We start from the raw sequence: 21,810 nt of genomic DNA, 5'->3' as shown, positions 1-21,810 counted from the left end.
GTTTTTGGCATGACCGTTCAAGCCGACCCCGCCGCGCGCAAGAAAGCCATTATTGACCGTTTGATGTCACTGGAAGAACAGGAGCTGGCGACCGCGCAGGCGCATTACGATGCGTTTCTGAAGGATTCTCAGTTGGACGACCGGGAAGGGCACGACAAGGACGATATCGCGGCTTCGCGTGAAAATGCGGATCTGGCGGCGGCTTTCGACGCGCCCTTGCAAGCGCATCATGCCAAGATCGACGTGATCGAGAACACCGATTTTGGGCTGACCGATACAGTCCAGCCCGGTGCCGTGGTAAAGTTCAACAACCGGAGTTTTGTGGTCTGCGTGTCGACAACGCGGTTTGATGTGGACGGGACGACCTATATGGGGATTTCGACCCAAAGCCCGATCTATCTGGCGATGTCCGGCCTGCAGGAGGGCGACGTGTTCACCCATAACGGGACCGAGTTTGAGGTCGAGGAAATCCTTTAGGCTTTTTGCTGTGGGATCACCTGTTGGGCGATCCCTGCAAAGACCAGATACAGGCTGGTGATCACCAGCCCCCAATGCGCCCAGCTTTCGGGATGAAAATCCACCCAGGCGGCCCATCCGGCGAAAAAGGTCCAGGCGAGGGCCATGGGGAGGGTGACGCTGCGCCAACGCTCGGTCCGGACGGGATGTACGAATTTCAACGGCAGGAACATGGCCAGAGCCAGTAGGGAGACCATGAGCAGGATGACCCAAAAATTGGGTTCGAGCGCGAAGATCACAATGACGAACATGTTCCAGCAGCCGGGAAAGCCCGAGAACGAGTTGTCCTTGGTCTTCATCCGAGTGTCCGCGAAATACATTGCGCTGGCGAAGGTGATGACGATGATCGCAAACCAGCCGGTCCAGCCATCCATCAGCCCGGATTTAAACAGGGCGAAGGCGGGAATGAATACATAAGTCAGGTAATCGATAATCAGATCCAGCAATACGCCGTCAAACTCGGGGGCGTTTTTCTTGACGTGATAGTGCCGCGCCAGTGGGCCGTCGATGCCATCGACAATAAAGGACACGACCAGCCACAGATACATCAGACTCCATTTTTCTTCGACAGCGGCCAGCATGGCCAGCATCGCGAAAACGGCGCCGGTTGCAGTAAAGAGATGGACGGAGAGAGCTTTGAATCTGAGTGTCATGCGCGTGTCATGTACGATGCGTGTCCAAGATGCAAAGCAAAATGCCCTGTTTGGTGAAATTGCAATTGTGTCAGGCTTTCGGGTGAGTGCGGTCGTAGACTTCCATCAGCCGGGCGGTGTCCACGGCGGTGTAGGTTTGCGTGGTCGACAGAGAGGCATGCCCCAGCAATTCCTGTATGGTGCGAAGATCGCCGCCCGCAGACAGCAGGTGCGTGGCAAAGCTGTGGCGCAACGCATGTGGGGTGGCCGTCGCGGGCAGGCCCAACTGCTGACGCGCCTTGGCCATGACGCCCTGAATGGCACGCGGGTTCAGCGCCCCGCCGCGGACACCACGAAACAGTGGCTTGGTCTTGTCCAGCGGATGAGGGCAGAGCACCAGATACCGGTCCAGAGCTGCTTGTGCGGCGGGCAGGACCGGGACGATGCGCTCCTTGTTGCCTTTGCCAACAATTCGCAGCGATTGTGGCAGGGGGGCGTCAGCGCCGGTCAGCGACAGCGCCTCGGAAATCCGCAACCCGCAACCATAGAGCAATGTGACCACGGCCACGTCGCGCGCAGAGACCCAATCATTGGTCGATTGCAGTTCGACCGTTTCGATCAGGGCGCGGGCAGCATCTTCGTCGACGGGGCGGGGCAGTTTCTTGGTGAATTTGGGCGCGCGGGTCGACAAGACCGCGGTCGGCTCGAACCCTTCACGTTCTGCCAGCCAGCGGTAGAAGCTTTTGACAGCCGACAACTTGCGCGCCAGCGAACGCGCGCCGACGCCCGAGCCGCGCTGATCCGCCATCCAGGCCCGCATATCGGATACGGTGATCCGAGCCAGTGCTGCCAAACCCTGACGCTCGCTATGGTGCAGGGTCATAAAGGATAGGAAATCATTCACGTCGCTGCGGTAGGCGGCCTGAGTATTGGTTGATCGGCCTGAAAGCGCGACGAGACCCTCCAGCCAGTGCTGCAACGCGTCGCGGCAGGCCGGAGAGATCAGGCTCATGACAGCCAGTTGCGCATGGATCGTTCAAAAACACCGGCAAAGAAGGTCAGCAGGTCGGTGCCAAGTTGCGGTGAAAAGTGGTTGGGGTCTTTCGCGCTCATGATGATCATGCCGGGCAGGCGGCCTTCGCCCAAGTCCAGCCGCATGCAGGCTTCGGACCGCAGGTGATCGGCCTGATCGCCGAAGATACGGTGTGTGGGGTGGATGACCTCGCGCAGCACTACTTCGCGGGCGGGGCCGCTGCGATCGAAAGTCAGGTAGTTGTCGACAAAGCCGGGCTCGACTACGGCCAGCGCTCCGCCCAGTTTTTCGATCGCGGGGTCTTCCTGCAGGACGGTGGTTTCCAGGACCAGCGTGATCCGATCCACGCGCAGAATTTCGGCGACGTCTGAGCCAAGGGTGGTCAGGAAGTCCTCGAACCCTGTGGGCTCCAGCAGGCGCAGGATGGCGCGGTGCACCTGATTGGTACCCGCAAGGTTTTCATAAGCGGCCGCGATGACCGAGCGGTGGGTGTCTTCAAGCCGATCCAGCCGCGCTTCGAGCCGCTGCATGGCGATGCCGCGCAGGTCGACGATGTTATCTCCGCGCGCTTGTTCATTGGCGGCGACGAGGGCCTGCATCAGGTCCTTGTCGTCCAGCACGGCGTCAGGCTCGGCCAGAATCGCCTCGCGGAGAGTGTCCTTGAGTTTGGTATTGCTGCTCATGTCCCGTCCGGTCTTTTTTATGTTTTGCGGCCTTATAACACGGCTGGACCGATTTGCCTTGGGAAAAGTGAGCTTGCGGAAGGATTTCACGTCTTTTGCGCGACGGGGGCCTCTCCCGCCTGCAAGACCCTGATCTGCGATCAGGGCTGGCAGTTGGCCGGGCGCGGAGCCTTGCGGCACCGCGCGGCAGTGTCAAGGATCAGAGGATTTTCTGACCGGTTTTGGCCCAGTCCGCCAGGAAGGTTTCAAGCCCCTTGTCGGTCAGCGGGTGATCGGCCAGTTTCTTGATCACGGCGGGCGGGGCAGTGATCACGTCGGCGCCGATGCGAGCGCTGTCGGTCACGTGGTTCACGGTGCGGATCGAGGCGGCCAGAATTTCGGTCTCGAATCCGTAGTTGTCATAGATCTGGCGGATATCAGCGATCAGATCCATGCCGTCGAGGTTGATATCGTCCAGACGGCCGATGAAGGGCGAGATAAAGGTCGCGCCCGCCTTGGCGGCGAGCAGTGCCTGATTGGCCGAGAAGCAGAGCGTGACGTTGACCATCTGGCCTTCGTCGGACAGGGTTTTACAGGTTTTCAGCCCTGCCCATGTCAGCGGAACTTTCACGGCGATATTCGGCGCGATCTGGGCCAGCTTGCGGCCTTCGGCGATCATGTCGTCAGCTTCGGTGGCGACGACTTCGGCGGATACGGGGCCGTCGACCAGATCACAGATCTCTTTGGTGACTTCTAGAATATCGCGGCCCGATTTCAGGATCAGCGAGGGGTTGGTGGTCACACCGTCTACCATTCCCAGATCGTTCAGTTCGGCGATGGCGTCGATCTCGGCGGTATCTACGAAGAATTTCATGCGGGCAGTCCTTTGATGGGTTGGCCTTGGTTGCGGATGGCTTTACCCCAATAACACCGATGCTGAAACCCCCGACCCGAGGAGATGCGGTGAGCGCGCAGGAATATTTCGATCAGGGTGAGCTGGTGGCTGTGCTGACCACACAGCCCTTGGACCGGACGCTGGATTACAAAGCGCCCGAGGGCGGGTGTTTTCTGGGCGCGTTTGTCGAGGTGCCGCTGGGCCCGCGCAAGGTTCTGGGTGTGGTTTGGGGGCCGGGGCTGGGCGGTTTTGATCTGGCCAAGGCGCGATCCGTGATCCGTGTGCTAGAGGTCGCGCCGATGCGCGAAGAGATGCGTTTGTTTCTGGGCAAGGTGGCCGACTACACGCTTACACCGATGCCTGCGATGCTGCGGTTGGCGACCCGTGCGCCGGGGCTGAGCGATCCGCCGTCGATGCGGAAAATCTATCGTTTGGGAGATGCCGAGCCAGACCGCATGACCGATGCGCGGACCCGCGTGCTTGAGGTGCTGCGCGACTACGGCGGTTTGGCGTTCACGTTAAAGGAGTTGGCCGAGCAGGCGGGGGTGACGTCCTCGGTCGTCAAGGGGTTGGTCAAGCAAGGCGCAGTGCGCGAGGAAGACAGCCCACGTGATTTGCCCTATCCCCGGCTGGACCCGGACTTGCCGGGCAAGGCGTTGACTGACGATCAGGCCGCCGCGGTCGCGCGCCTGCAGGCTGGGCAACGTTCCGGGGATTATGGGACAACGTTGCTGAAGGGTGTCACCGGCTCGGGCAAGACCGAGGTTTACCTAGAGGCCGTCGCCGAAGCCCTGCGCATGGGGCGGCAAGCGCTGGTTCTGCTGCCCGAGATCGCCCTGACCGCCGAATTCCTGACGCGGGTCGAGGCTCGGTTCGGCGCGCGGCCTGCCGAATGGCACTCGGGTGCAACCATGACCGAACGCCGGCGGGTCTGGCGCATGGTCGGGCAGGGGGAAGCGCAACTGGTCGTCGGCGCGCGTTCGGCGCTGTTTCTTCCGTTCCGCGATCTCGGGCTGGTGGTGGTCGATGAAGAACACGACACCTCTTACAAACAGGAAGACGGCGTGCATTACAGCGCGCGGGATATGGCGGTGCTGCGGTCCTCGGTCTGCGGCGCGCTGGTTGTTCTGGCCAGTGCCACGCCGTCGCTGGAAAGCTGGGCCAATGCCGAGGCCGGCAAGTATGAGCGGCTGGACCTGACCTCGCGCTTTGGGGCGGCGGTGCTGCCCGAGATGAAACCCATCGATATGCGGGCCGAGCAGATGCAGCCGGGGACATGGATTTCGCCGTCGCTGCGGCAGGCGGTGCGGCAGCGGATCGAACGCGGGGAACAATCGCTGCTGTTCATCAACCGCCGTGGCTATGCGCCAGTGACGCTGTGCCGGGCGTGCGGGGAGCAGATCGCCTGTGATCATTGCGATGCGCGGATGGTTGAACACCGGTTTCTCAAACGACTGATGTGCCACCAGTGCGGTGAGACAAAGCCCATGCCGGATACCTGCCCGTCATGCGGGGTCGAAGGCAAGCTTGCCCCGGTCGGGCCGGGGATCGAGCGGCTGGCAGAAGAGGCGGAGGCCACTTTCCCCGAGGCTAAGATCGCGATGCTGAGTTCCGATCTGTTCGGTTCAGCCCGTGCATTGAAGGCCAAGATCGAAGAGATCGCCGAGGGCGACGCGGATATCGTCATCGGCACGCAACTGGTGGCTAAGGGGCACAACTTTCCCAAACTGACGCTGGTGGGGGTGATTGATGCCGACCTTTCTCTGCACGGGGCGGACCTGCGAGCGGCGGAACGCACGTTCCAGCTTATGCGGCAAGTTGCGGGCCGGGCCGGGCGGGCGGATAAGCCGGGGCAGGCACTGTTGCAGACGTTTCAGCCTGAACACCCGGTGATCCGCGCCATTCTGTCAGGCGATGAAGAAGGGTTCTGGAAGGCCGAGGCCGCCGGGCGTCAGGCCGCAGGCGTCCCGCCCTATGGGCGCATGGCCGGGATCGTGCTGTCCGGGCCCGAGGTCGGTCCGGTTTTCGACATCGGCAACGCGATGGCACGCAACGATGCGCCGCTACGTGCTATAGATGCCCAAGTCTTCGGACCTGCGCCCGCGCCAATAGCACGAATACGCGGGCGGCACCGTGTACGCCTGCTGGTCAAAGCCCCCAAAGGCGCGCCGATTCAGGATGCTATCGCCCGCTGGATTGCGCCCCTGCGTCTGAAGGGCGATATCCGCCTGACCGTCGATATCGACCCGCAGAGTTTTTACTGACCTCTGCACCGGTGCAGACCGCCTGTGCGTCTGCCCCCTCGCCAAACCGAAAAAATGAGCGTAGAGCGGTGTCATGCTGAAACCCATGCCGCTCTCTGATGCGCAGAGCCTTCCGTTCTGGCGCCGTCCCATAACGCTCTTGTTCATGATGGCGTTGATGATGCCCATTGCGTTTAACGCATGGAGCGCGCTGCTGAACAATTTTGTCATCGAGGTCGCGAATTTCGACGGCGCAGACATAGGCCTGCTGCATACGGTGCGTGAAATTCCCGGATTTCTGGCCGTAGGCGTGATCGCGGTGATCATCTTTATCCGCGAGCAAGTGCTGGCGATGATCTCGCTGATGATGCTGGGCGTTGCGACGGCAATCACTGCGTGGTTCCCCAGCCTTGGCGGGCTGCTGTTCGTGACGCTGTTCAGCTCGATCGGGTTTCACTATTACGAGACGGTAAACCAGTCGCTGCAACTGCAATGGTTGCCCAAGGATCGTGCGCCGCAGGTGTTGGGCTGGCTGGTCGCGATGGGCTCAGCGGCGACAGCAGTGGTGTACGGTTTGATCGTACTGACATGGGACCGGTTCGATCTGTCCTATAACTTCGTCTTCATGGCGGCGGGCGGCGTGACGGCCCTGTTGGCGCTGTTCTGCCTGCTGGCTTACCCGCAATTCGATGCGCCGACGCCGCAGACCAAGAAACTGATCCTGCGCAAACGCTATTGGCTGTATTACGCCCTGCAATTCATGGCCGGTGCCCGGCGGCAGATCTTTGTCGTCTTCGCAGGCTTCATGATGGTCGAGAAATTTGGGTTCGAGGTGCATGAGCTGACCAGCCTGTATCTGATCAATCTGGTGATCAACATGGCCGCCGCTCCGATGCTGGGCAAAGCCGTGTCCGTGTTCGGCGAGCGCCGCACGCTGATCTTTGAATATGCCGGTCTGGCCATCGTGTTCGCGGCCTATGGCGGTATCTACTGGTTCGGTTGGGGCGTGGTGCTGGCCGCGATCCTTTACGTGATCGACCATGTGCTGTTCGCGCTGGCGCTGGCGCTGAAAACATATTTCCAGAAAATCGCCGACCCTGCCGATATCGCACCAACCGCAGCCGTGGCGTTCACGATCAACCACATCGCCGCCGTGTTCCTGCCGGCGTTGCTGGGTTTGCTGTGGGTGGTCTCGCCTGGCGCGGTGTTTACGCTGGCGGCAGCGATGGCGATGATCTCGCTGGCCTTGTCGTTGCTGATCCCGCGCCACCCCGAGCCGGGCAATGAAACCATCCTGTCAAAATACGCCCCGGCCCCTGCGGAATAAGCCAGCGCTTGACCTTGCCTGCCCGGCGGCCTAGGCGCAGGGGAAACCCAAACAGGAGGCCCCCATGCCCACATTCACTGCCCTGACCACTCTGATGGGCAAGAAAGCCGCCGAAGGCTTGGGCGAAGCAATGGAGCGTCTGGAGCCGGAACCTACCGGCGTTGGTGTGTTCGAGGTCGAGGACGGCTCGGGCCTATGGGAGGTTGGCGGCTATTTCACCGAAACCCCAGATGAAACCGCGCTGGCCGTTCTGGCCGCCGCGTTCGAAGCCAAGCCCTTTGTCGTCTCGGAACTGCCCGAAACCGATTGGGTCGCCCATGTGCGTCGCGAACTGGCTCCGGTCGAGGCCGGGCGCTTCTTTGTTTACGGCAGTCACGACGCCGACAAATTGCCTGAAGATCGCATCCCTCTGCTGATCGAGGCCGCGATGGCCTTTGGCACTGGGCATCACGGTACCACTCTGGGCTGCCTCAAGGCGCTGGATTATCTACTGAATGAGGGGTTCGAGGCCACAAAAGTGGCCGATATCGGCTGTGGCACTGCCGTTCTGGCCATGGCCGCCGCGCGGGTCTGGCAGGGTGATATCATTGCCAGTGATATTGATCAGGTGGCCGTCGATGTGGCCGAGGCGAACCTGAAAGCCAATGGCATGGCCGGTCAGGTGCAGTGCGTCGAGGCTGCCGGGTTCGATCACACCGACCTGAGGGCCCACGCGCCCTATGACTTGATCTTTGCCAATATCCTCAAGGGGCCGCTGGTCGCGTTGTCGCCGGAAATTGGGGCGAATCTGCGGGCAGGGGGTTACGCGATCCTGTCGGGAATCCTCAATGAACAGGCCGATGATGTGGTTTCCGTTTATTCACAAAACGGGTTCAATCTGGCCCGTCGGGACGAGATTGGCGAATGGACGACGCTAATCTTAAGCAAACAGGGCTAAAATCGGGCCATTTACAGGAGTTTTATGGATTCCTGCCACTTTTTTGGCGCAATCTCTGTCTACCGTTCAAAGATGCATATCGGGGGCGGTTATTGGAGGCTGCCATGACTGGAAAACAACTGGAATTTGATCAGCGCGTTCATCGTCTGAACAAAAAACACGCGAAACTCAGCCGTGGTTATCGTGCGACGATGCGCAAAGATGGCCTGGTGGTGATGAGGCCGCAGCGCGTTCAGTCTGCGGTGCCTGCCAAAGTGCTGCTGATGTGCCTTGTGGGCTTTTTTGCATTCAAGACCTTTCTTTTAGCGAGCCTTGGGCCGTCCGCCTATGAATACCGCGTTGACAGTCTGAGCCAAGGGACGTCGGTCGAACAGGCTGGGGCCTGGATCATGCAGATTGACCCGATTTCTGCCTTTCTGGCCGCGCAGGTCTCAAGCTATCTGCCCTGATTTTTTGCAAATCTGAATCAGAAACGCCGCGCATAAATCAATGCGCGGCGTTCTGCTTTGCCCCCGAGGGAGGAGATAGGGGCGTGTGAGTGGTGGTCTAAATCTTACCGGCGGCTATCCGCTACGACGTCAATATCGCCGCGGCACATGCCAATATCGTCCAGTTCACGGTCACTCAGACCGCTCAGCGCGTTGCGGGTCACGCGGGCGTCGTTCCATTCCACAACGGCGTTCACAACCGCTGCAAAAAATCCGCCGATACGGCCAGCAAGGCCGAACGAGCCAGTGGTGGCGCGGGTGGTATCCAGTACGGCCATATCCTGTTTCCTTCTGGTTAGAGTTCAGTTTCAATCCTTCGTTTGAGCGGCATTTAGGGATGTCGATCTGACACCACAAGCGACGAAATTGCATGTGTCCTATGCGTTTTTTGCAAGGCTCTGAAAACGTGAAAGCCCCTTAATTCATTGGTCATTTTTGCTTAATCAAACACGTCGAATTCAGGCATTTCGCGGTCGCAAACAGGCCATTGTGTCGCCCCTCGAGCAGGTCTGTCGTTTTTGGACTTTCCGTCAATTCGCTTGGAAAATGTTCACGCTTCGTGCTAACCCGTAAGAAAGATCACAAAAACCCGAGCAGGCTGGGGCACAACATGCGGATTTTGGGCATTGATCCGGGGCTGAGAACCCTGGGATGGGGCGTCATCGAATCGCATGGCAGCCGCCTGAGCCACGTGGCCAACGGGCTATGCAAATCCGACGGTGATGATTTGGGCGAGCGGTTGTTGTCTCTGCACAACCAGATTGTCGAGGTGATCGCCGAACACACGCCCGATCAGGCCGCGATCGAACAGACTTTCGTGAACAAGGACGGTGCGGGCACGTTGAAACTGGGCCAGGCGCGCGGGGTTGCGCTTCTGACGCTCGCGCAAGCCGGGTTGCCGGTAGGGGAATATGCGCCCAACCGGGTCAAGAAAACAGTTGTGGGAGTGGGGCATGCCGAGAAAGAGCAAGTCTTGCACATGGTCAAGCTGCAACTGCCGGGGTGTCAGCCCAAGGGCGCAGATGCGGCAGATGCGCTGGCGATTGCGATCTGCCATTCCTACTATGGCGCAGCGCCGCAGGCGCGGATGAAAGAGGTGCGGGCATGATCGGAAAACTCACTGGACGCCTGGATTACCGCGCAGCAGACCACGTGCTGATCGACGTGCGCGGGGTTGGTTATATCGTCTATTGCTCGGACCGGACCATGGCGGCTCTGCCGGGCGTGGGGGAGGCGGTCTCGATCTACACGGACATGGTGGTGCGCGAAGACCTGATGCAGCTTTATGGGTTTCTGTCTTTGGTCGAGAAGGAATGGCACCGCCTGCTGTGTTCGGTGCAGGGGGTGGGGGCCAAAGTGTCTTTGGCGATCCTGTCTGCGCTGGGCCCGGATGGGGTCAGCCGCGCGATTGCCTTGGGCGATTGGGGTGCGGTCAAGGCGGCCAAAGGCGTGGGGCCGAAAACTGCGCAGCGCATCGTATTGGACCTGAAGGACAAAGCGCCGGGCGTGATGGCCATGGGCGGCACCGTGACCGAGGCGATGGACGGCCCTGTGCCTGAGCCGGTCGAACTGATTGAGCCAGCGCCTGCGCCCAAACGCGCGGCGAAACCGGCCTCGGGCAATGCGGCGGCTTCGGCTGGGGCATTGTCGGCCCTGTCGAACCTTGGCTATGGCCCGTCCGAGGCGGCCTCGGCCGTGGCCGAAGCGGCCGCCAGCCTGCCGGACGCCGGTGAGGCTGATCTGATCCGGGCGGCGTTGAAACTGCTGGCTCCGAAAGGCTGAATGGATGACTGACGCCGATCCCACTCTGCGCCCGGACCCTTTGCCCGAGGATAATGACCGCGCCCTACGCCCTCAGGGGTTGGACGAGTTCATCGGTCAGGCCGAGGCGCGCGCGAACCTGCGCATTTTCATCCAGTCGGCTCGTCAGCGGGGCGAAGCAATGGATCATACACTGTTCCATGGTCCTCCGGGCCTTGGGAAGACGACGCTGGCGCAGATCATGGCGCGCGAGCTGGGGGTGAATTTCCGCATGACCTCTGGCCCGGTTCTGGCCAAGGCCGGGGATTTGGCCGCAATCCTGACCAATCTGGAATCGCGCGACGTGCTGTTCATCGACGAGATTCACCGCCTGAACCCCGCCGTCGAAGAGGTTCTGTACCCGGCGATGGAAGATTTTGAGCTGGATCTGGTGATCGGCGAAGGCCCCGCAGCGCGCACCGTCCGGATCGAACTTCAGCCCTTTACGCTCGTCGGTGCCACCACGCGAATGGGTCTGCTGACCACGCCCTTGCGCGACCGTTTCGGCATTCCGACTAGGCTGCAATTCTACACGGTCGATGAGCTGCACGAGATCGTCACCCGCAACGCCCGGAAACTTGGGGCACCAGCAGATGACGCAGGCGCGCGCGAGATCGCACGGAGGTCGCGCGGGACCCCTCGGATCGCGGGGCGGCTGCTGCGTCGGGTGGTGGATTTCGCTATCGTCGAAGGCGACGGGCGGATCACACGGGATCTGGCCGATGGTGCTTTGACCCGTTTGGGCGTGGACAATCTGGGGCTGGACGGGGCCGACCGGCGGTATCTTAAGCTGATCGCCGAGAACTACGCCGGTGGACCAGTTGGGATCGAAACCCTTTCAGCAGCGTTGTCGGAAAGCCGGGATTCGCTTGAGGAAGTGATTGAGCCCTATTTGTTGCAGCAGGGTTTGATCCAGCGCACACCGCGCGGGCGGATGCTGGCACAAAAGGCGTGGACGCATTTGGGTCTGGCGGCGCCTCGGGGGCAAAGCGATCTGTTTGGTTGAATTGTAGTGCTTAGGATTTTATGCCTCCGGCGGCCATATTTGAAACGAGAAGAAGGGTCTGCGCGTGACACCTGATCAAATCGAAGCGCTGTTCACCCGCGAAAGCGGCGAGTTTTTGTTCGCACGTTGGGGGCGTCCGATTGTGCCCATCGTTTTCGGGGTGGAAGATGACACCTTGGCCACGGTCAAAGGGGCGTTCGAAGCGGTCGTCACGCTGGCCGGTCACAAAATGGCGGAAACGGACCCTGAACTAGGGGCCAACTGCATGGTGTTCTTCTTCCGGGACTGGAATGAGCTGTTGGAAGTGCCGGACCTCGATCGTCTTGTCCCGGACCTAGCACCTTTGGTCGAACGGCTGGTTGCGGTAGATGCCAACCAATATCGTATCTTCCGGTTCGAGGAAGACGGCGCAATCCGTGCCGCGTTCGTGTTTTTGCGAATGGACAAAGAGCTGTCGAAGGTGCCTGCCGAAACCCTGGCGCTCAGCCAGGTGGTGCAGACCGTTTTGCTATGGTCCGACACGGCATTTCGCACGCAATCACCTTTGGCGGTGGCGGGTGAGGCTACGATTTTGAGACCTGATATTGCAGGGCTGATCCGCGCGGCCTACGATCCGGTATTGCCGGGTGCGGCGCAGGATGCCTCTCATGCGTTGCGCCTGTTTGCCAGATTGGAGCAACCGCAATGACCCATACCTATACCGTCCGGGTTTTCTATGAAGACACCGATATGGGGGGTGTCGTCTATCACGCGAACTATCTGAAATTCATCGAGAGGGCGCGCTCGGACTATGTGCGCAATATCGGTAACGACCAGAATGCGATGCGCGATGCGGGTATTGTCTGGGTCGTGCGTAAGATCGAGGCCGAATATCTGGCCCCTGCGAAATTCGATGATGAGTTGACGATTGAAACCTGGATCACGTCGCTGTCTGGCGCGCGGCTGACGATGGCGCAGCGGGTGACACGGGGCGAGACCGAAGTTTTCACCGCCTCGGTCACAGCGGTCTGCATGAATGAGCAGGGCAAACCGGTGCGTCTTCCGGCAGAGATTCGCGCATTGATGTAACATTTCGCGGGGCCGGGGTGGTTCTGTTGGCTTTTCATATCCAACTGCGTTAGCGTTTAGCAAAACAAGGCCAAACGAACGGCCATCAGGCAAAAACTAAAGAGCAGGTTCATGGAAGCTGAAACGCTGGCGCTGGCGCAGGAGATCGACTTCTCCATGTGGGGGCTTTATGCCCGCGCGACCTTTATCGTCAAACTGGTGATGTTGATGCTGATCGGTGCGTCGATTTGGTCTTGGGGGATTATCATCCAGAAAATCATCAACTACCGAGCCGCCCGGCGCGAGGCGCAGGTGTTTGATGAGGCGTTCTGGTCCGGCAACCCCTTGGATGAATTGTTTGAACAGATCGGCACGCAGCCCGATGGCAGTTCCGAAAAGATCTTCGCCGCAGGCATGATCGAATGGCGTCGTTCACATCGCACCGATGGCGGGCTGATCGCGGGGGCCACAGCGAGGATTGATCGGTCAATGGATGTGGCCATCGCCAAAGAGTCTGAGACGCTGCAAAAGGGTCTGCCGGTCTTGGCGACGGTTGGCTCGACCGCGCCCTTTATCGGGCTGTTCGGCACGGTTTGGGGCATCATGAACGCCTTTATCGAGATCGCTGAGCAGCAAAACACCAACCTGGCGGTTGTAGCCCCAGGTATTGCCGAGGCTTTGCTGGCGACCGGTCTGGGCCTGTTGGCCGCGATCCCGGCGGTGATTTTCTACAATAAACTCAGCGCGGATAGTGACCGGATCGTGGGCGGCTATGAGGCCTTTGCAGACGAATTCGCCACCATCCTGTCGCGTCAGTTGGACAGCTAGGATGGGCGCTGCGGTTCAGCAAAGCTCGGGCAGCAATGGACGCAGACGCGGACGGCGTCGCGGTCGTGCCCAGCCAATGGCTGAGATCAACGTCACGCCCTTTGTGGATGTTATGTTGGTGTTGCTGATCATCTTCATGGTCGCCGCACCATTGTTGACTGTCGGGGTGCCGGTGGACCTGCCCAAGACGGCGGCCAGTGCATTGCCCGGTGATAATGAGGAACCTTTGACCGTGACGCTGACCGCTGATGGTCAGGTTCAGATTCAGACGACAGATGTTCAGCATGATGAATTGATTGGCAGATTGCGCGCCATCGCGTCCGAGCGCAGCAGTGACCGTGTGTTCCTGCGGGCGGATGGCTCGATCCCTTATGCGCAGGTAATGCAGGTAATGGGTGCGTTGAATGCGGGTGGGTTTTCCAATGTCGGTCTCGTCACCGACACGGGCGGTCCGACGCTTGACGAAGGTGGAGAGTGAGGCGGCACGGTGGATACCGGCACCAAGATCTCGGCGATTGCCCATGTCAGTTTGATCGGATGGGCCTTGTTCGGCGGCACGTTCCGGTCCGAACCCTTGCCGATGGCCGTGCAGGATGTCTCGGTGATCTCGGCTGAGCAATTTGCGGCAATGACCGCTCAGCGGGATGCGCCAGAGGTGACAACGCCTGCGGCCTTGCAGCAGCCTGACACGCCGGTTGAAGAGGTGACGCCGCCCGAGCCGGTCGAAGAAGATCAGACGGTGCCCGAGGTGTCGGAGCCATCCGAGCCCGAGCCTGACCCGGTGCCCGAGGCGGTGGAACCGCCGCCCGAGCCGGTGGTAATCGAACAACCCCCAGCGCTTGAGCCGCCCGCGCCAGAGGTGGCCGCCTTGCCCGTGCCCCCCGGCCCCGAGGCGCAGCCGCGCCCGGCAGACAAGGTTGCGCCTGAACCCGTCGCGCCGCCTCCGCCCGAGGCTGCACCCGATGACATTGAAACGCCCGCTGTGTCTTTAGACGAAGGTGCCGAGATCCAGCAAGAGCAACAGGATCAGACCGCCCCCGAAGAAGCTACGGATGAGATCGTGACCGAGGCCGAGGAAGCCAAGGAATACGCGCCGCGCAGCTCTCCGCGTCCGCAGGTACGGTCAAACCGTCCGACCCCTCCTGCGCAGCCCGAAGTGGCGGAAACACCCGAAGCCGAGCCCGAGACACCTGCGCCGCAGCCTGCGGATGAAAGCGCCATCGAAGATGCGTTGGCCGAGGCGCTGGGGCAGGGCACAGAGCCCTCTGGCCCGCCGCTGACCAGTGGTGAGAAAGACGCGATGCGTTTGGCGGTGTCGCGGTGTTGGAACGTTGGGTCCTTGTCAACGGATGCGCTGCAAACGGTGGTAGTCGTTGGATTTTCGCTGACCCCCGATGGCAAGGTGGTGGGTGGCAGTTTGCGTTTGATCGACAGTTCAGGCGGTTCCGACGGCGCAGCAAGACAAGCCTATGAGGCCGCCCGACGTGCGATCCTGCGCTGCGGGGCAAAAGGATACAACCTGCCTGCTGACAAATACGCGCAATGGCAGGATATTGAGATTACATTCAATCCCGAGAGGATGCGGATCAAATGATGAGATTTCTGACCAGCCTGTTGCTCGGCCTGACGCTTCTGACAGCGCCGGTTCATGCCCAGAACGGACCGCTGCGCTTGGAACTGGATCAGGGGATCATCGAACCCTTGCCCTTCGCGGTGCCCAGTTTCGTGCCCGACGGTCCCGCTGCGGCTCAGTACGCGCAAGATATCACACGGGTTGTCGCAGCGGACCTCACCGGCACCGGGCTGTTCCGCGAAATCTCGTCTGATGCATTTATCAGCCGGGTCAGCAGCTTTGAGGCGCCACTGCAATTTGCCGACTGGAAGGCGATCAATGCCGAGGCGCTTGTTACTGGGGCGGTAAATGTCTCGGGCAACCGGCTAACGGTCCGCTTCCGGGTATGGGATGTATTCTCCGGGCAAGAGCTTGGTAACGGTTTGCAGTTCGCAGGCACTACGGATGGCTGGCGGCGCATGGCGCATAAGGTGGCCGATCAGGTCTATAGCCGCGTAACGGGTGAGGGCGGTTATTTCGATAGTCGCGTGGCCTTCGTGTCGGAAAGTGGCCCCAAGGATCAGCGCCTGAAACGTCTGGCGATCATGGATTACGACGGCGCTAATGTGCAGTACCTGACCGACAGCGCCGCCATCGTGCTGGCTCCGCGCTTTTCGCCGACGGGTGACCGGTTGCTCTATACCAGCTATGAAACCGGCCAGCCACGCATCTATGTGCTGGATGTGGATCGCGTCCGCCGCACCGAGCTGAACACGCCCGGCGGCACGATGAGCTTTTCACCTCGTTTCTCGCCTGATGGACGCTCGATTGTCTATTCGCTGATTCAAGGGGGGAATACGGATCTTTGGAAGATGGATCTGGCCTCGGGGCAGAGCGTACGTTTGACTAACACGCCGGCGATTGAGACCGCGCCCAGCTATTCGCCAGATGGGTCGCAAATCGTGTTCGAAAGCGACCGCTCGGGCACGCCGCAACTGTATATCATGCCCGCGAATGGGGGTGAGGCGACGCGGATCAGTTTCGGTCAGGGGCGTTATGGTACACCGGTCTGGTCCCCGCGGGGCGATCTGGTCGCCTTCACCAAGCAAAACAAAGGTCGGTTCCATATCGGCGTGATGCGCACCGATGGCAGCGAGGAACGGTTACTGACTTCGTCCTTTCTGGACGAAGGGCCGACATGGTCGCCCAATGGTCGTGTGATCATGTTCACCCGTGAAACCCAAGGCGCAAGCGGTCGGGCGACGCTTTATTCGGTGGATATCTCGGGGCGCAACCTGCGCCCGGTGCGCACGCCGGATGGCGGCAGCGATCCGTCCTGGGGGCCTTTGCAGAATTGATCGCGGGGGCGGTCGGAAAAGTTCACAAGAAACCCGCGCTGTGATACACAGGCGGCAATAAACAGAGAACACAACGAGGCACTTGAAATGAACGTATTGGGCAAAGTGGTAGCTTTGGGCGTGCTTGGCATTCTGGCCGCCTGTACCAGCAACGATCCCTCGACATTGGGAGGCGGCCTTGGCGGCGGCGCAAATGGTGGTGGTCTGGCCGCAGGATCGCCCAGCGATCCGCGCTCACCTGCTTATTTCCAGCAGACCGTCGGCGACCGGGTTCTGTTTGCGGTCAACGATTCGAATCTGTCGCCGCAGGCTCAGACCGTTCTGCAAGGTCAGGCGGACTGGCTGCTGGCGAACCCGGATTTCGTGGCAACCATCGAGGGCCACGCAGACGAACAGGGAACCCGCGAATACAACCTTGCACTGGGCGCACGTCGGGCCAATGAAGCTCGCGAATACCTGATCTCGCGCGGGGTGGCGGGCAACCGACTGACCACGGTCAGCTATGGCAAAGAACGCCCGATCGAGATTTGCAGTACCGAGGATTGTTATTCCAAGAACCGCCGTGCGGTAACGGTGCTGACCGGCTCAACACTGGGGTAAGATGATGAAAGTTGCAGGATGGGTTCTGGCCGCGGTTCTGGCGACCGCCGGGGTGGCACAAGCACAGGATCAGCAGACCCTGGCCGATATTCGGCAGGAACTGACCGTGCTGCATGTGGAGATCCAGCGTTTGAAACGTGAGTTTTCGACGACGGGATCTCCGTCACCCAACCTATCGGGCAGTTCGATTCTTGAACGTGTCGGTGCGATTGAGGCCGAGTTGCAGCGCCTGACCCGTCAGACCGAGCAGTTGAACCAGCGGGTGCAGAATATCGTCACCGACGGCACCAACCGCATCGGCGATCTGGAGTTCCGTTTGGTTGAGTTGGAAGGCGGCGATCTGAGCACGCTGGGCGAAACCTCAACCCTTGGGGGGGAGACGCAGATTACGGCGGCTGCTCCGACAACACCCGCTGCGCCCACGGCGATTGATCAGGGTGAATTGGCGATAGGTGAACGCGCGGATTTCGACGCTGCCGCGCAAGCGCTGGCCGAGGGCAATTTTCAGGCCGCAGCCGACCAGTTTGCAAGCTTTGATACCTCATATCCCGGCAGCCCTCTTGCGCCCGAAGCCAACCTGAAGCGCGGGCAAGCGCTGGAAGGGTTGGGCGACACACGCGAAGCGGCGCGTGCCTTTCTGGCCAGTTTCACCGGTGATTCCGAGGGGACTTTTGCGCCCGAGGCTTTGTTTGAGCTCGGCTCGGCCTTGGGTCGACTGGGACAAACCGATCAGGCCTGTATCACACTCAGCGAGGTTGGGGTGCGGTTCCCGGCATCCCCAGCGGCCTCTAGCGCGACACAGGAAATGGCGTCGCTGGGCTGTTCTTGACCACATTCCCCGACAAGTTGAAGGATGCGTTGCGCAGGCGACTGCCCGCGCAACTTCCTGCCCGCTTGGGGGTTGCAGTTTCAGGCGGCGGCGACTCGGTCGCTTTGCTGCACCTTCTTGCGGAGAACGCGCAGGGCGTTTCGCTGTACGTTGCAACGGTGGATCATGGATTGCGCCCTGAATCTCGCACTGAAGCCGATCGGGTTGCCGAAATGGCCCGAGACATGGGATTGGCTCATGAAGTGTTGCGGTGGACCGGATGGGATGGCAGCGGCAACTTGCAGGATCAAGCGCGGCAGGCCCGGTACAGGTTGCTGACCGACTGGGCCCGGCGCAATGATGTACCCGCTATCGCACTTGGTCACACTGCCGACGATCAGGCCGAAACCGTCCTGCTGCGGCTTGGTCGCGCGTCCGGCGTCACAGGCCTGTCTGGGATGCCTGCTGCGCGCGAGCTGAACGGGGTTCAACTGCTCAGACCGCTTTTGGATGTCACCCGACAGGAGTTGCGCGACTACCTGAATGCACACGGGTTGGACTGGATAGAAGACCCTTCGAATCACGACCTGCGCTTTGATCGGATCAAGGCGCGCGAGGCTCTGGCAGGGTTGGATGATATCGGCATAACCGCCCGATCCCTCAGCCGGGTGGCTGACAACCTTGCACAAGCGCGCGAGGCTTTGGACGTGTTTACGCAGGAAACCGCGCGTCGGGTTCTGCGGGCTGAGACGGGCGACATCTGCGTTGATCGCGCGGGCTTTGTCGCGCTGCCCAGCGAAATCCAACGGCGTCTGTTGGTGGGCAGTATCCAATGGATCGCGGGTGCAGGCTATCCGCCGCGGCAGATGGCGGTCGAACAGGCTCTGTCGGCTTTGCGCCAAGCAGAAACAACCACAATCGGGGGATGTATGGTGGTTGCCAAGGACGAGAACACGTGGATTTGCAGGGAACTAGGGGCGATTTCCGTACAACTTTCCAAGCCGGGCGATTTGTGGGATAGCCGCTGGATCTTGACCGGTCCGCAAAGATCAGACGCGCAAGTCCGCCCATTGGCAGAGGCTGGGCTGCGGCAGTTGCCCGACTGGCGTGCTTTGGGAAAACCGCGCGCGGCGCTTGTGGCATCGCCCGCGATTTGGGCAGAAGACACGCTGCTGTCGGCGCCTTTGGCGGGTTTTTCCAATGGATGGCGGGCGGAATTGGCGTCAGAAGTGCCCGAGTTGCACTCTTCTTTTTTATCGCATTGAACCTGCTTGAATCATCTCTATTTTATAGGGCAACCCGGCAGACCCCCATCTGCCGAAATCTTTTGGGAGATTTTCCTTGGGCAACGCTCGTAACATCGCCTTCTGGGTCGTTCTGTTTTTACTGATCCTAGCACTGTTCAATCTGTTCAGCGGACCGGGTGGAACGCTTCAGAGCAATGAAAGAACTTATTCCGATTTCGTCACAGCCGTTGAAAGCGGCGAGGTCAAGAATGTTACGCTGGATGGCGAACAGATTCGCTACACCACGCAAAGTGGTGCCAGCTATGTCACCATCAAACCCGCCGATGCCGAAGTCACCAAGCTGTTGATCGACGAGAACATCCCGGTGCGGGCGGAAAAACAGCAGCAGTCGGGCTTTCAGTCGTTCCTGATCACATTGCTGCCCTTCCTGCTGCTGATCGGTGTCTGGGTCTATTTCATGAACCGGATGCAAGGCGGCGGTAAAGGTGGCGCGATGGGTTTTGGCAAGTCCAAGGCCAAGATGCTGACCGAAAAGCATGGCCGAGTGACCTTTGACGACGTCGCCGGTATCGACGAGGCCAAGGAAGAGCTGGAGGAGATCGTCGAATTCCTGCGCAACCCGCAGAAATTCAGCCGTCTGGGCGGCAAGATTCCGAAAGGCGCTTTGCTGGTCGGCCCTCCGGGTACTGGTAAGACACTTCTGGCCCGTGCGATTGCAGGTGAGGCAGGCGTGCCCTTCTTCACAATCTCAGGATCGGACTTTGTCGAGATGTTCGTGGGTGTCGGTGCATCGCGTGTGCGCGACATGTTCGAACAGGCCAAGAAAAACGCGCCCTGTATCGTGTTCATCGACGAGATTGATGCCGTAGGCCGCCACCGTGGTGCCGGTTATGGCGGTGGCAACGATGAACGGGAACAAACGCTCAACCAGTTGCTGGTCGAGATGGACGGGTTCGAGGCCAATGAAGGCGTGATCATTCTGGCGGCCACCAACCGCAAGGACGTTTTGGACCCCGCGCTGCTGCGTCCGGGCCGGTTTGACCGCAACGTGACCGTCGGCAACCCGGACATCAAAGGCCGCGAGAAAATCTTGGGCGTTCACGCACGCAAGACACCTCTGGGCCCTGATGTCGATCTGCGCATCATCGCACGCGGTACGCCCGGTTTTTCGGGTGCTGATCTGGCGAACCTTGTGAATGAGGCCGCGTTGATGGCCGCGCGTGTTGGTCGCCGCTTTGTCACCATGGAAGATTTCGAGAACGCCAAAGACAAGGTGATGATGGGGGCTGAGCGCCGCAGTATGGTGCTGACGCAAGACCAGAAGGAAAAGACAGCGTATCACGAGGCTGGTCACGCTGTGGTCGGTCTGGAATTGCCGCTGTGCGATCCGGTTTACAAGGCCACGATCATCCCGCGCGGTGGTGCATTGGGTATGGTGGTCTCACTGCCCGAAATGGACCGCTTGAACTATCACCGAGATGAGTGCGAACAAAAGCTGGCCATGACCATGGCCGGTAAGGCCGCCGAAGTCATCAAATACGGTGAGGATCATGTGTCGAACGGTCCCGCTGGCGATATCATGCAGGCCAGCCAATTGGCGCGTGCGATGGTGATGCGCTGGGGCATGTCGGACAAAGTCGGCAATATCGACTATGCCGAGGCGCATGAAGGCTATCAGGGCAACACTGCTGGTTTCTCGGTTTCTGCCCATACCAAAGAGCTGATCGAGGAAGAGGTGAAGCGCCTGATCCAGCAAGGCTATGAGCGTGCCCACAAGATTCTGACCGACAAAAACGAAGAATGGGAACGCTTGGCGCAAGGCCTGCTGGAATACGAGACCCTGACCGGTGACGAGATCAAGCGCGTGATGAACGGCGACTCTCCGACCGAAGGTGACGACGAAGGCGATAGCCCTGACGAGGGCAACGCGCCCAGCGTTACGGCCATTCCGAAGACCAAGGTTAAGAAAACTCCGCCCGATGGCGGGATGGAGCCAGAACCGACCGCGTGACGGCAAAAACCCGAGCTAAGGCTCGGGTTTTTCTTTTCTTTCCGACGTGCCTGCCGTCTAGTGCCAGTGAAACGCTGTAAAGGGGATGATTATGCCTGTCATGCGCGAAACGGAATTCATGGGCGAAGTGGTCTGGTTGGGCCATGTATCGGCTGGTCAGTCCATCCGTGCCGACTCCGTACCCGCTTTGTCGCTGGGTTTTGCAGGTGTCGCCGGAGAGCGGCATGAGGGCGAAAACCGCGCTTCATGTGTGCGGATGACGAACCTCTACCCTAAAGGCACAGAAATCCGAAATGTGCGGCAACTCTCGGTGCTGTCTGAAGAGGAGATGCAGGCAACCGCTACCGAGATGGGGCTTGAAACGCTGGACGCGTCCTACCTGGGGGTCAGCATCCTGTTGCGCGGTATTCCTGACTTTACCCATATCCCGCCTTCGTCGCGTCTGCAGGGGCCGGATGGAGTAACGATCACGGTGGATATGGAAAACCGCCCTTGCGTGATTCCCGGCCGCGAGGTCGAGGCCGATTTGCCCGGCCATGGTGCCGCGTTCAAGCCCGCAGCCAAGGGGCGGCGTGGGGTGACTGCATGGGTTGAAAGGCCCGGAGCGCTACATCTGGGTGACCAGCTAAAGCTGTTCGTCCCCGATCAGCGCGCTTGGGCACCTTAAGACACAGGATTTCCGATGGGAAACGATCAAGCTTACGTTACGCGACCCCCTAAGTGACGCTACGCCGTTTCACGGCGTGATTATGTCGGAATCCATATCCATCGCTTTGGTACACAATTGTATGGATTGATCAGCACCGGGCTATTTGCGCCG

At 60.2% G+C, this 21,810-nt stretch carries 24 protein-coding genes; 19 read left to right on the top strand and 5 right to left on the bottom strand.

Annotation, left to right across the window (positions count from 1 at the left end; all coding sequences use genetic code 11):
* Positions 1-9: 9 nt before the first annotated feature.
* Complete coding sequence (locus tag ACR0DB_RS03565; protein ID WP_480548917.1) at positions 10-477, top strand: hypothetical protein; 468 nt, start codon at positions 10-12, stop codon at positions 475-477.
* Here the strand turns inward: ACR0DB_RS03565 and ACR0DB_RS03560 are convergent.
* From ACR0DB_RS03560 to fsa, 4 genes are all read right to left on the bottom strand, one after another.
* Positions 474-1,169 carry a CDP-alcohol phosphatidyltransferase family protein gene (locus ACR0DB_RS03560; protein WP_170769949.1) on the bottom strand — a complete coding sequence of 232 codons (696 nt, stop codon included), beginning with the start codon at positions 1,167-1,169 and terminating at the stop codon, positions 474-476. The genes ACR0DB_RS03565 and ACR0DB_RS03560 overlap by 4 nt on opposite strands.
* A gap of 70 nt (positions 1,170-1,239) precedes the next feature.
* Complete coding sequence (locus ACR0DB_RS03555) at positions 1,240-2,160, bottom strand: tyrosine recombinase XerC (RefSeq protein WP_480548915.1); 921 nt, start codon at positions 2,158-2,160, stop codon at positions 1,240-1,242.
* Complete coding sequence (locus ACR0DB_RS03550) at positions 2,157-2,864, bottom strand: DUF484 family protein (RefSeq protein ID WP_170769951.1); 708 nt, start codon at positions 2,862-2,864, stop codon at positions 2,157-2,159. Before ACR0DB_RS03550 ends, ACR0DB_RS03555 begins: the two co-directional genes overlap by 4 nt.
* A 199-nt stretch (positions 2,865-3,063) precedes the next feature.
* On the bottom strand, positions 3,064-3,717 hold the full coding sequence (gene fsa, locus ACR0DB_RS03545; RefSeq protein WP_170354905.1) for a fructose-6-phosphate aldolase: 654 nt from the start codon (positions 3,715-3,717) through the stop codon (positions 3,064-3,066).
* 59 nt (positions 3,718-3,776) lie between these two features.
* On the opposite strand from fsa, the gene ACR0DB_RS03540 reads away from it, so the two are divergent.
* From ACR0DB_RS03540 to ACR0DB_RS03525, 4 genes are all read left to right on the top strand, one after another.
* The gene (locus ACR0DB_RS03540) at positions 3,777-6,002 is read left to right on the top strand and encodes a primosomal protein N' (protein ID WP_480548913.1); all 2,226 of its coding nucleotides are present in this window, start codon (positions 3,777-3,779) and stop codon (positions 6,000-6,002) included.
* 73 nt (positions 6,003-6,075) lie between these two features.
* Positions 6,076-7,308: an MFS transporter gene (locus ACR0DB_RS03535; protein WP_170769953.1), complete on the top strand. Its 1,233-nt coding sequence runs from the start codon at positions 6,076-6,078 to the stop codon at positions 7,306-7,308.
* 64 nt (positions 7,309-7,372) lie between these two features.
* On the top strand, positions 7,373-8,245 hold the full coding sequence (locus tag ACR0DB_RS03530; RefSeq protein WP_480548911.1) for a 50S ribosomal protein L11 methyltransferase: 873 nt from the start codon (positions 7,373-7,375) through the stop codon (positions 8,243-8,245).
* Between the two features lie 104 nt (positions 8,246-8,349).
* Positions 8,350-8,694, top strand: coding sequence for a hypothetical protein (locus ACR0DB_RS03525; RefSeq protein WP_170769955.1), 345 nt, complete (start codon positions 8,350-8,352; stop codon positions 8,692-8,694).
* Between the two features lie 104 nt (positions 8,695-8,798).
* Here ACR0DB_RS03525 and ACR0DB_RS03520 read toward each other — a convergent pair whose 3' ends face one another.
* On the bottom strand, positions 8,799-9,011 hold the full coding sequence (locus ACR0DB_RS03520; RefSeq protein ID WP_170769956.1) for a DUF1127 domain-containing protein: 213 nt from the start codon (positions 9,009-9,011) through the stop codon (positions 8,799-8,801).
* A gap of 332 nt (positions 9,012-9,343) precedes the next feature.
* Here ACR0DB_RS03520 and ruvC point away from each other — a divergent pair, with 332 nt between their 5' ends.
* The 14 genes from ruvC to ACR0DB_RS03450 all read left to right on the top strand — a co-directional run bounded on the left by ruvC (position 9,344) and on the right by ACR0DB_RS03450 (position 21,657).
* A complete protein-coding gene (ruvC, locus tag ACR0DB_RS03515; protein ID WP_170769957.1) occupies positions 9,344-9,841 on the top strand; it encodes a crossover junction endodeoxyribonuclease RuvC in 498 nt (165 codons plus the stop codon).
* Entirely contained in the window at positions 9,838-10,515 is a 678-nt protein-coding gene (gene ruvA, locus ACR0DB_RS03510) for a Holliday junction branch migration protein RuvA (RefSeq protein ID WP_170790379.1), read from the top strand. The genes ruvC and ruvA overlap by 4 nt, the downstream gene beginning before the upstream one ends.
* A 4-nt stretch (positions 10,516-10,519) precedes the next feature.
* Entirely contained in the window at positions 10,520-11,539 is a 1,020-nt protein-coding gene (gene ruvB / locus ACR0DB_RS03505) for a Holliday junction branch migration DNA helicase RuvB (protein ID WP_480548909.1), read from the top strand.
* 64 nt (positions 11,540-11,603) lie between these two features.
* Complete coding sequence (locus ACR0DB_RS03500) at positions 11,604-12,227, top strand: hypothetical protein (RefSeq protein WP_170782890.1); 624 nt, start codon at positions 11,604-11,606, stop codon at positions 12,225-12,227.
* Positions 12,224-12,607 carry a tol-pal system-associated acyl-CoA thioesterase gene (gene ybgC / locus ACR0DB_RS03495; protein ID WP_480548907.1) on the top strand — a complete coding sequence of 128 codons (384 nt, stop codon included), beginning with the start codon at positions 12,224-12,226 and terminating at the stop codon, positions 12,605-12,607. The genes ACR0DB_RS03500 and ybgC overlap by 4 nt, the downstream gene beginning before the upstream one ends.
* Positions 12,608-12,718: 111 nt before the next feature.
* Positions 12,719-13,414, top strand: a complete 696-nt coding sequence (gene tolQ, locus ACR0DB_RS03490; protein WP_170769962.1) for a protein TolQ — start codon at positions 12,719-12,721, stop codon at positions 13,412-13,414.
* Between the two features lies 1 nt (position 13,415).
* Positions 13,416-13,892 carry a protein TolR gene (gene tolR, locus ACR0DB_RS03485; RefSeq protein ID WP_480548905.1) on the top strand — a complete coding sequence of 159 codons (477 nt, stop codon included), beginning with the start codon at positions 13,416-13,418 and terminating at the stop codon, positions 13,890-13,892.
* A 9-nt stretch (positions 13,893-13,901) separates the two neighbouring features.
* The gene (locus ACR0DB_RS03480) at positions 13,902-15,008 is read left to right on the top strand and encodes an energy transducer TonB (RefSeq protein WP_480548903.1); all 1,107 of its coding nucleotides are present in this window, start codon (positions 13,902-13,904) and stop codon (positions 15,006-15,008) included.
* Positions 15,005-16,324, top strand: coding sequence for a Tol-Pal system beta propeller repeat protein TolB (tolB, locus tag ACR0DB_RS03475; RefSeq protein ID WP_480548902.1), 1,320 nt, complete (start codon positions 15,005-15,007; stop codon positions 16,322-16,324). Before ACR0DB_RS03480 ends, tolB begins: the two co-directional genes overlap by 4 nt.
* Before the next feature lie 87 nt (positions 16,325-16,411).
* A complete protein-coding gene (gene pal, locus ACR0DB_RS03470; protein ID WP_480548900.1) occupies positions 16,412-16,924 on the top strand; it encodes a peptidoglycan-associated lipoprotein Pal in 513 nt (170 codons plus the stop codon).
* Between the two features lie 4 nt (positions 16,925-16,928).
* On the top strand, positions 16,929-17,753 hold the full coding sequence (ybgF, locus tag ACR0DB_RS03465; RefSeq protein ID WP_480548898.1) for a tol-pal system protein YbgF: 825 nt from the start codon (positions 16,929-16,931) through the stop codon (positions 17,751-17,753).
* A complete protein-coding gene (tilS, locus tag ACR0DB_RS03460; protein ID WP_480548896.1) occupies positions 17,750-18,997 on the top strand; it encodes a tRNA lysidine(34) synthetase TilS in 1,248 nt (415 codons plus the stop codon). Before ybgF ends, tilS begins: the two co-directional genes overlap by 4 nt.
* Positions 18,998-19,073: 76 nt before the next feature.
* Positions 19,074-20,990 (top strand): ATP-dependent zinc metalloprotease FtsH, encoded by a 1,917-nt coding sequence (gene ftsH / locus ACR0DB_RS03455; protein WP_170769968.1) that lies wholly within the window; start codon positions 19,074-19,076, stop codon positions 20,988-20,990.
* A 91-nt stretch (positions 20,991-21,081) separates the two neighbouring features.
* A complete protein-coding gene (locus ACR0DB_RS03450; RefSeq protein ID WP_480548893.1) occupies positions 21,082-21,657 on the top strand; it encodes an MOSC domain-containing protein in 576 nt (191 codons plus the stop codon).
* Positions 21,658-21,810: the final 153 nt, after the last annotated feature.

The organism is Ruegeria sp. AB6, assembly GCF_056542685.1.
The sequence above is the reverse complement of the archived record's forward strand: the minus strand, read 5'-3'. Positions and strand labels throughout refer to the sequence as shown.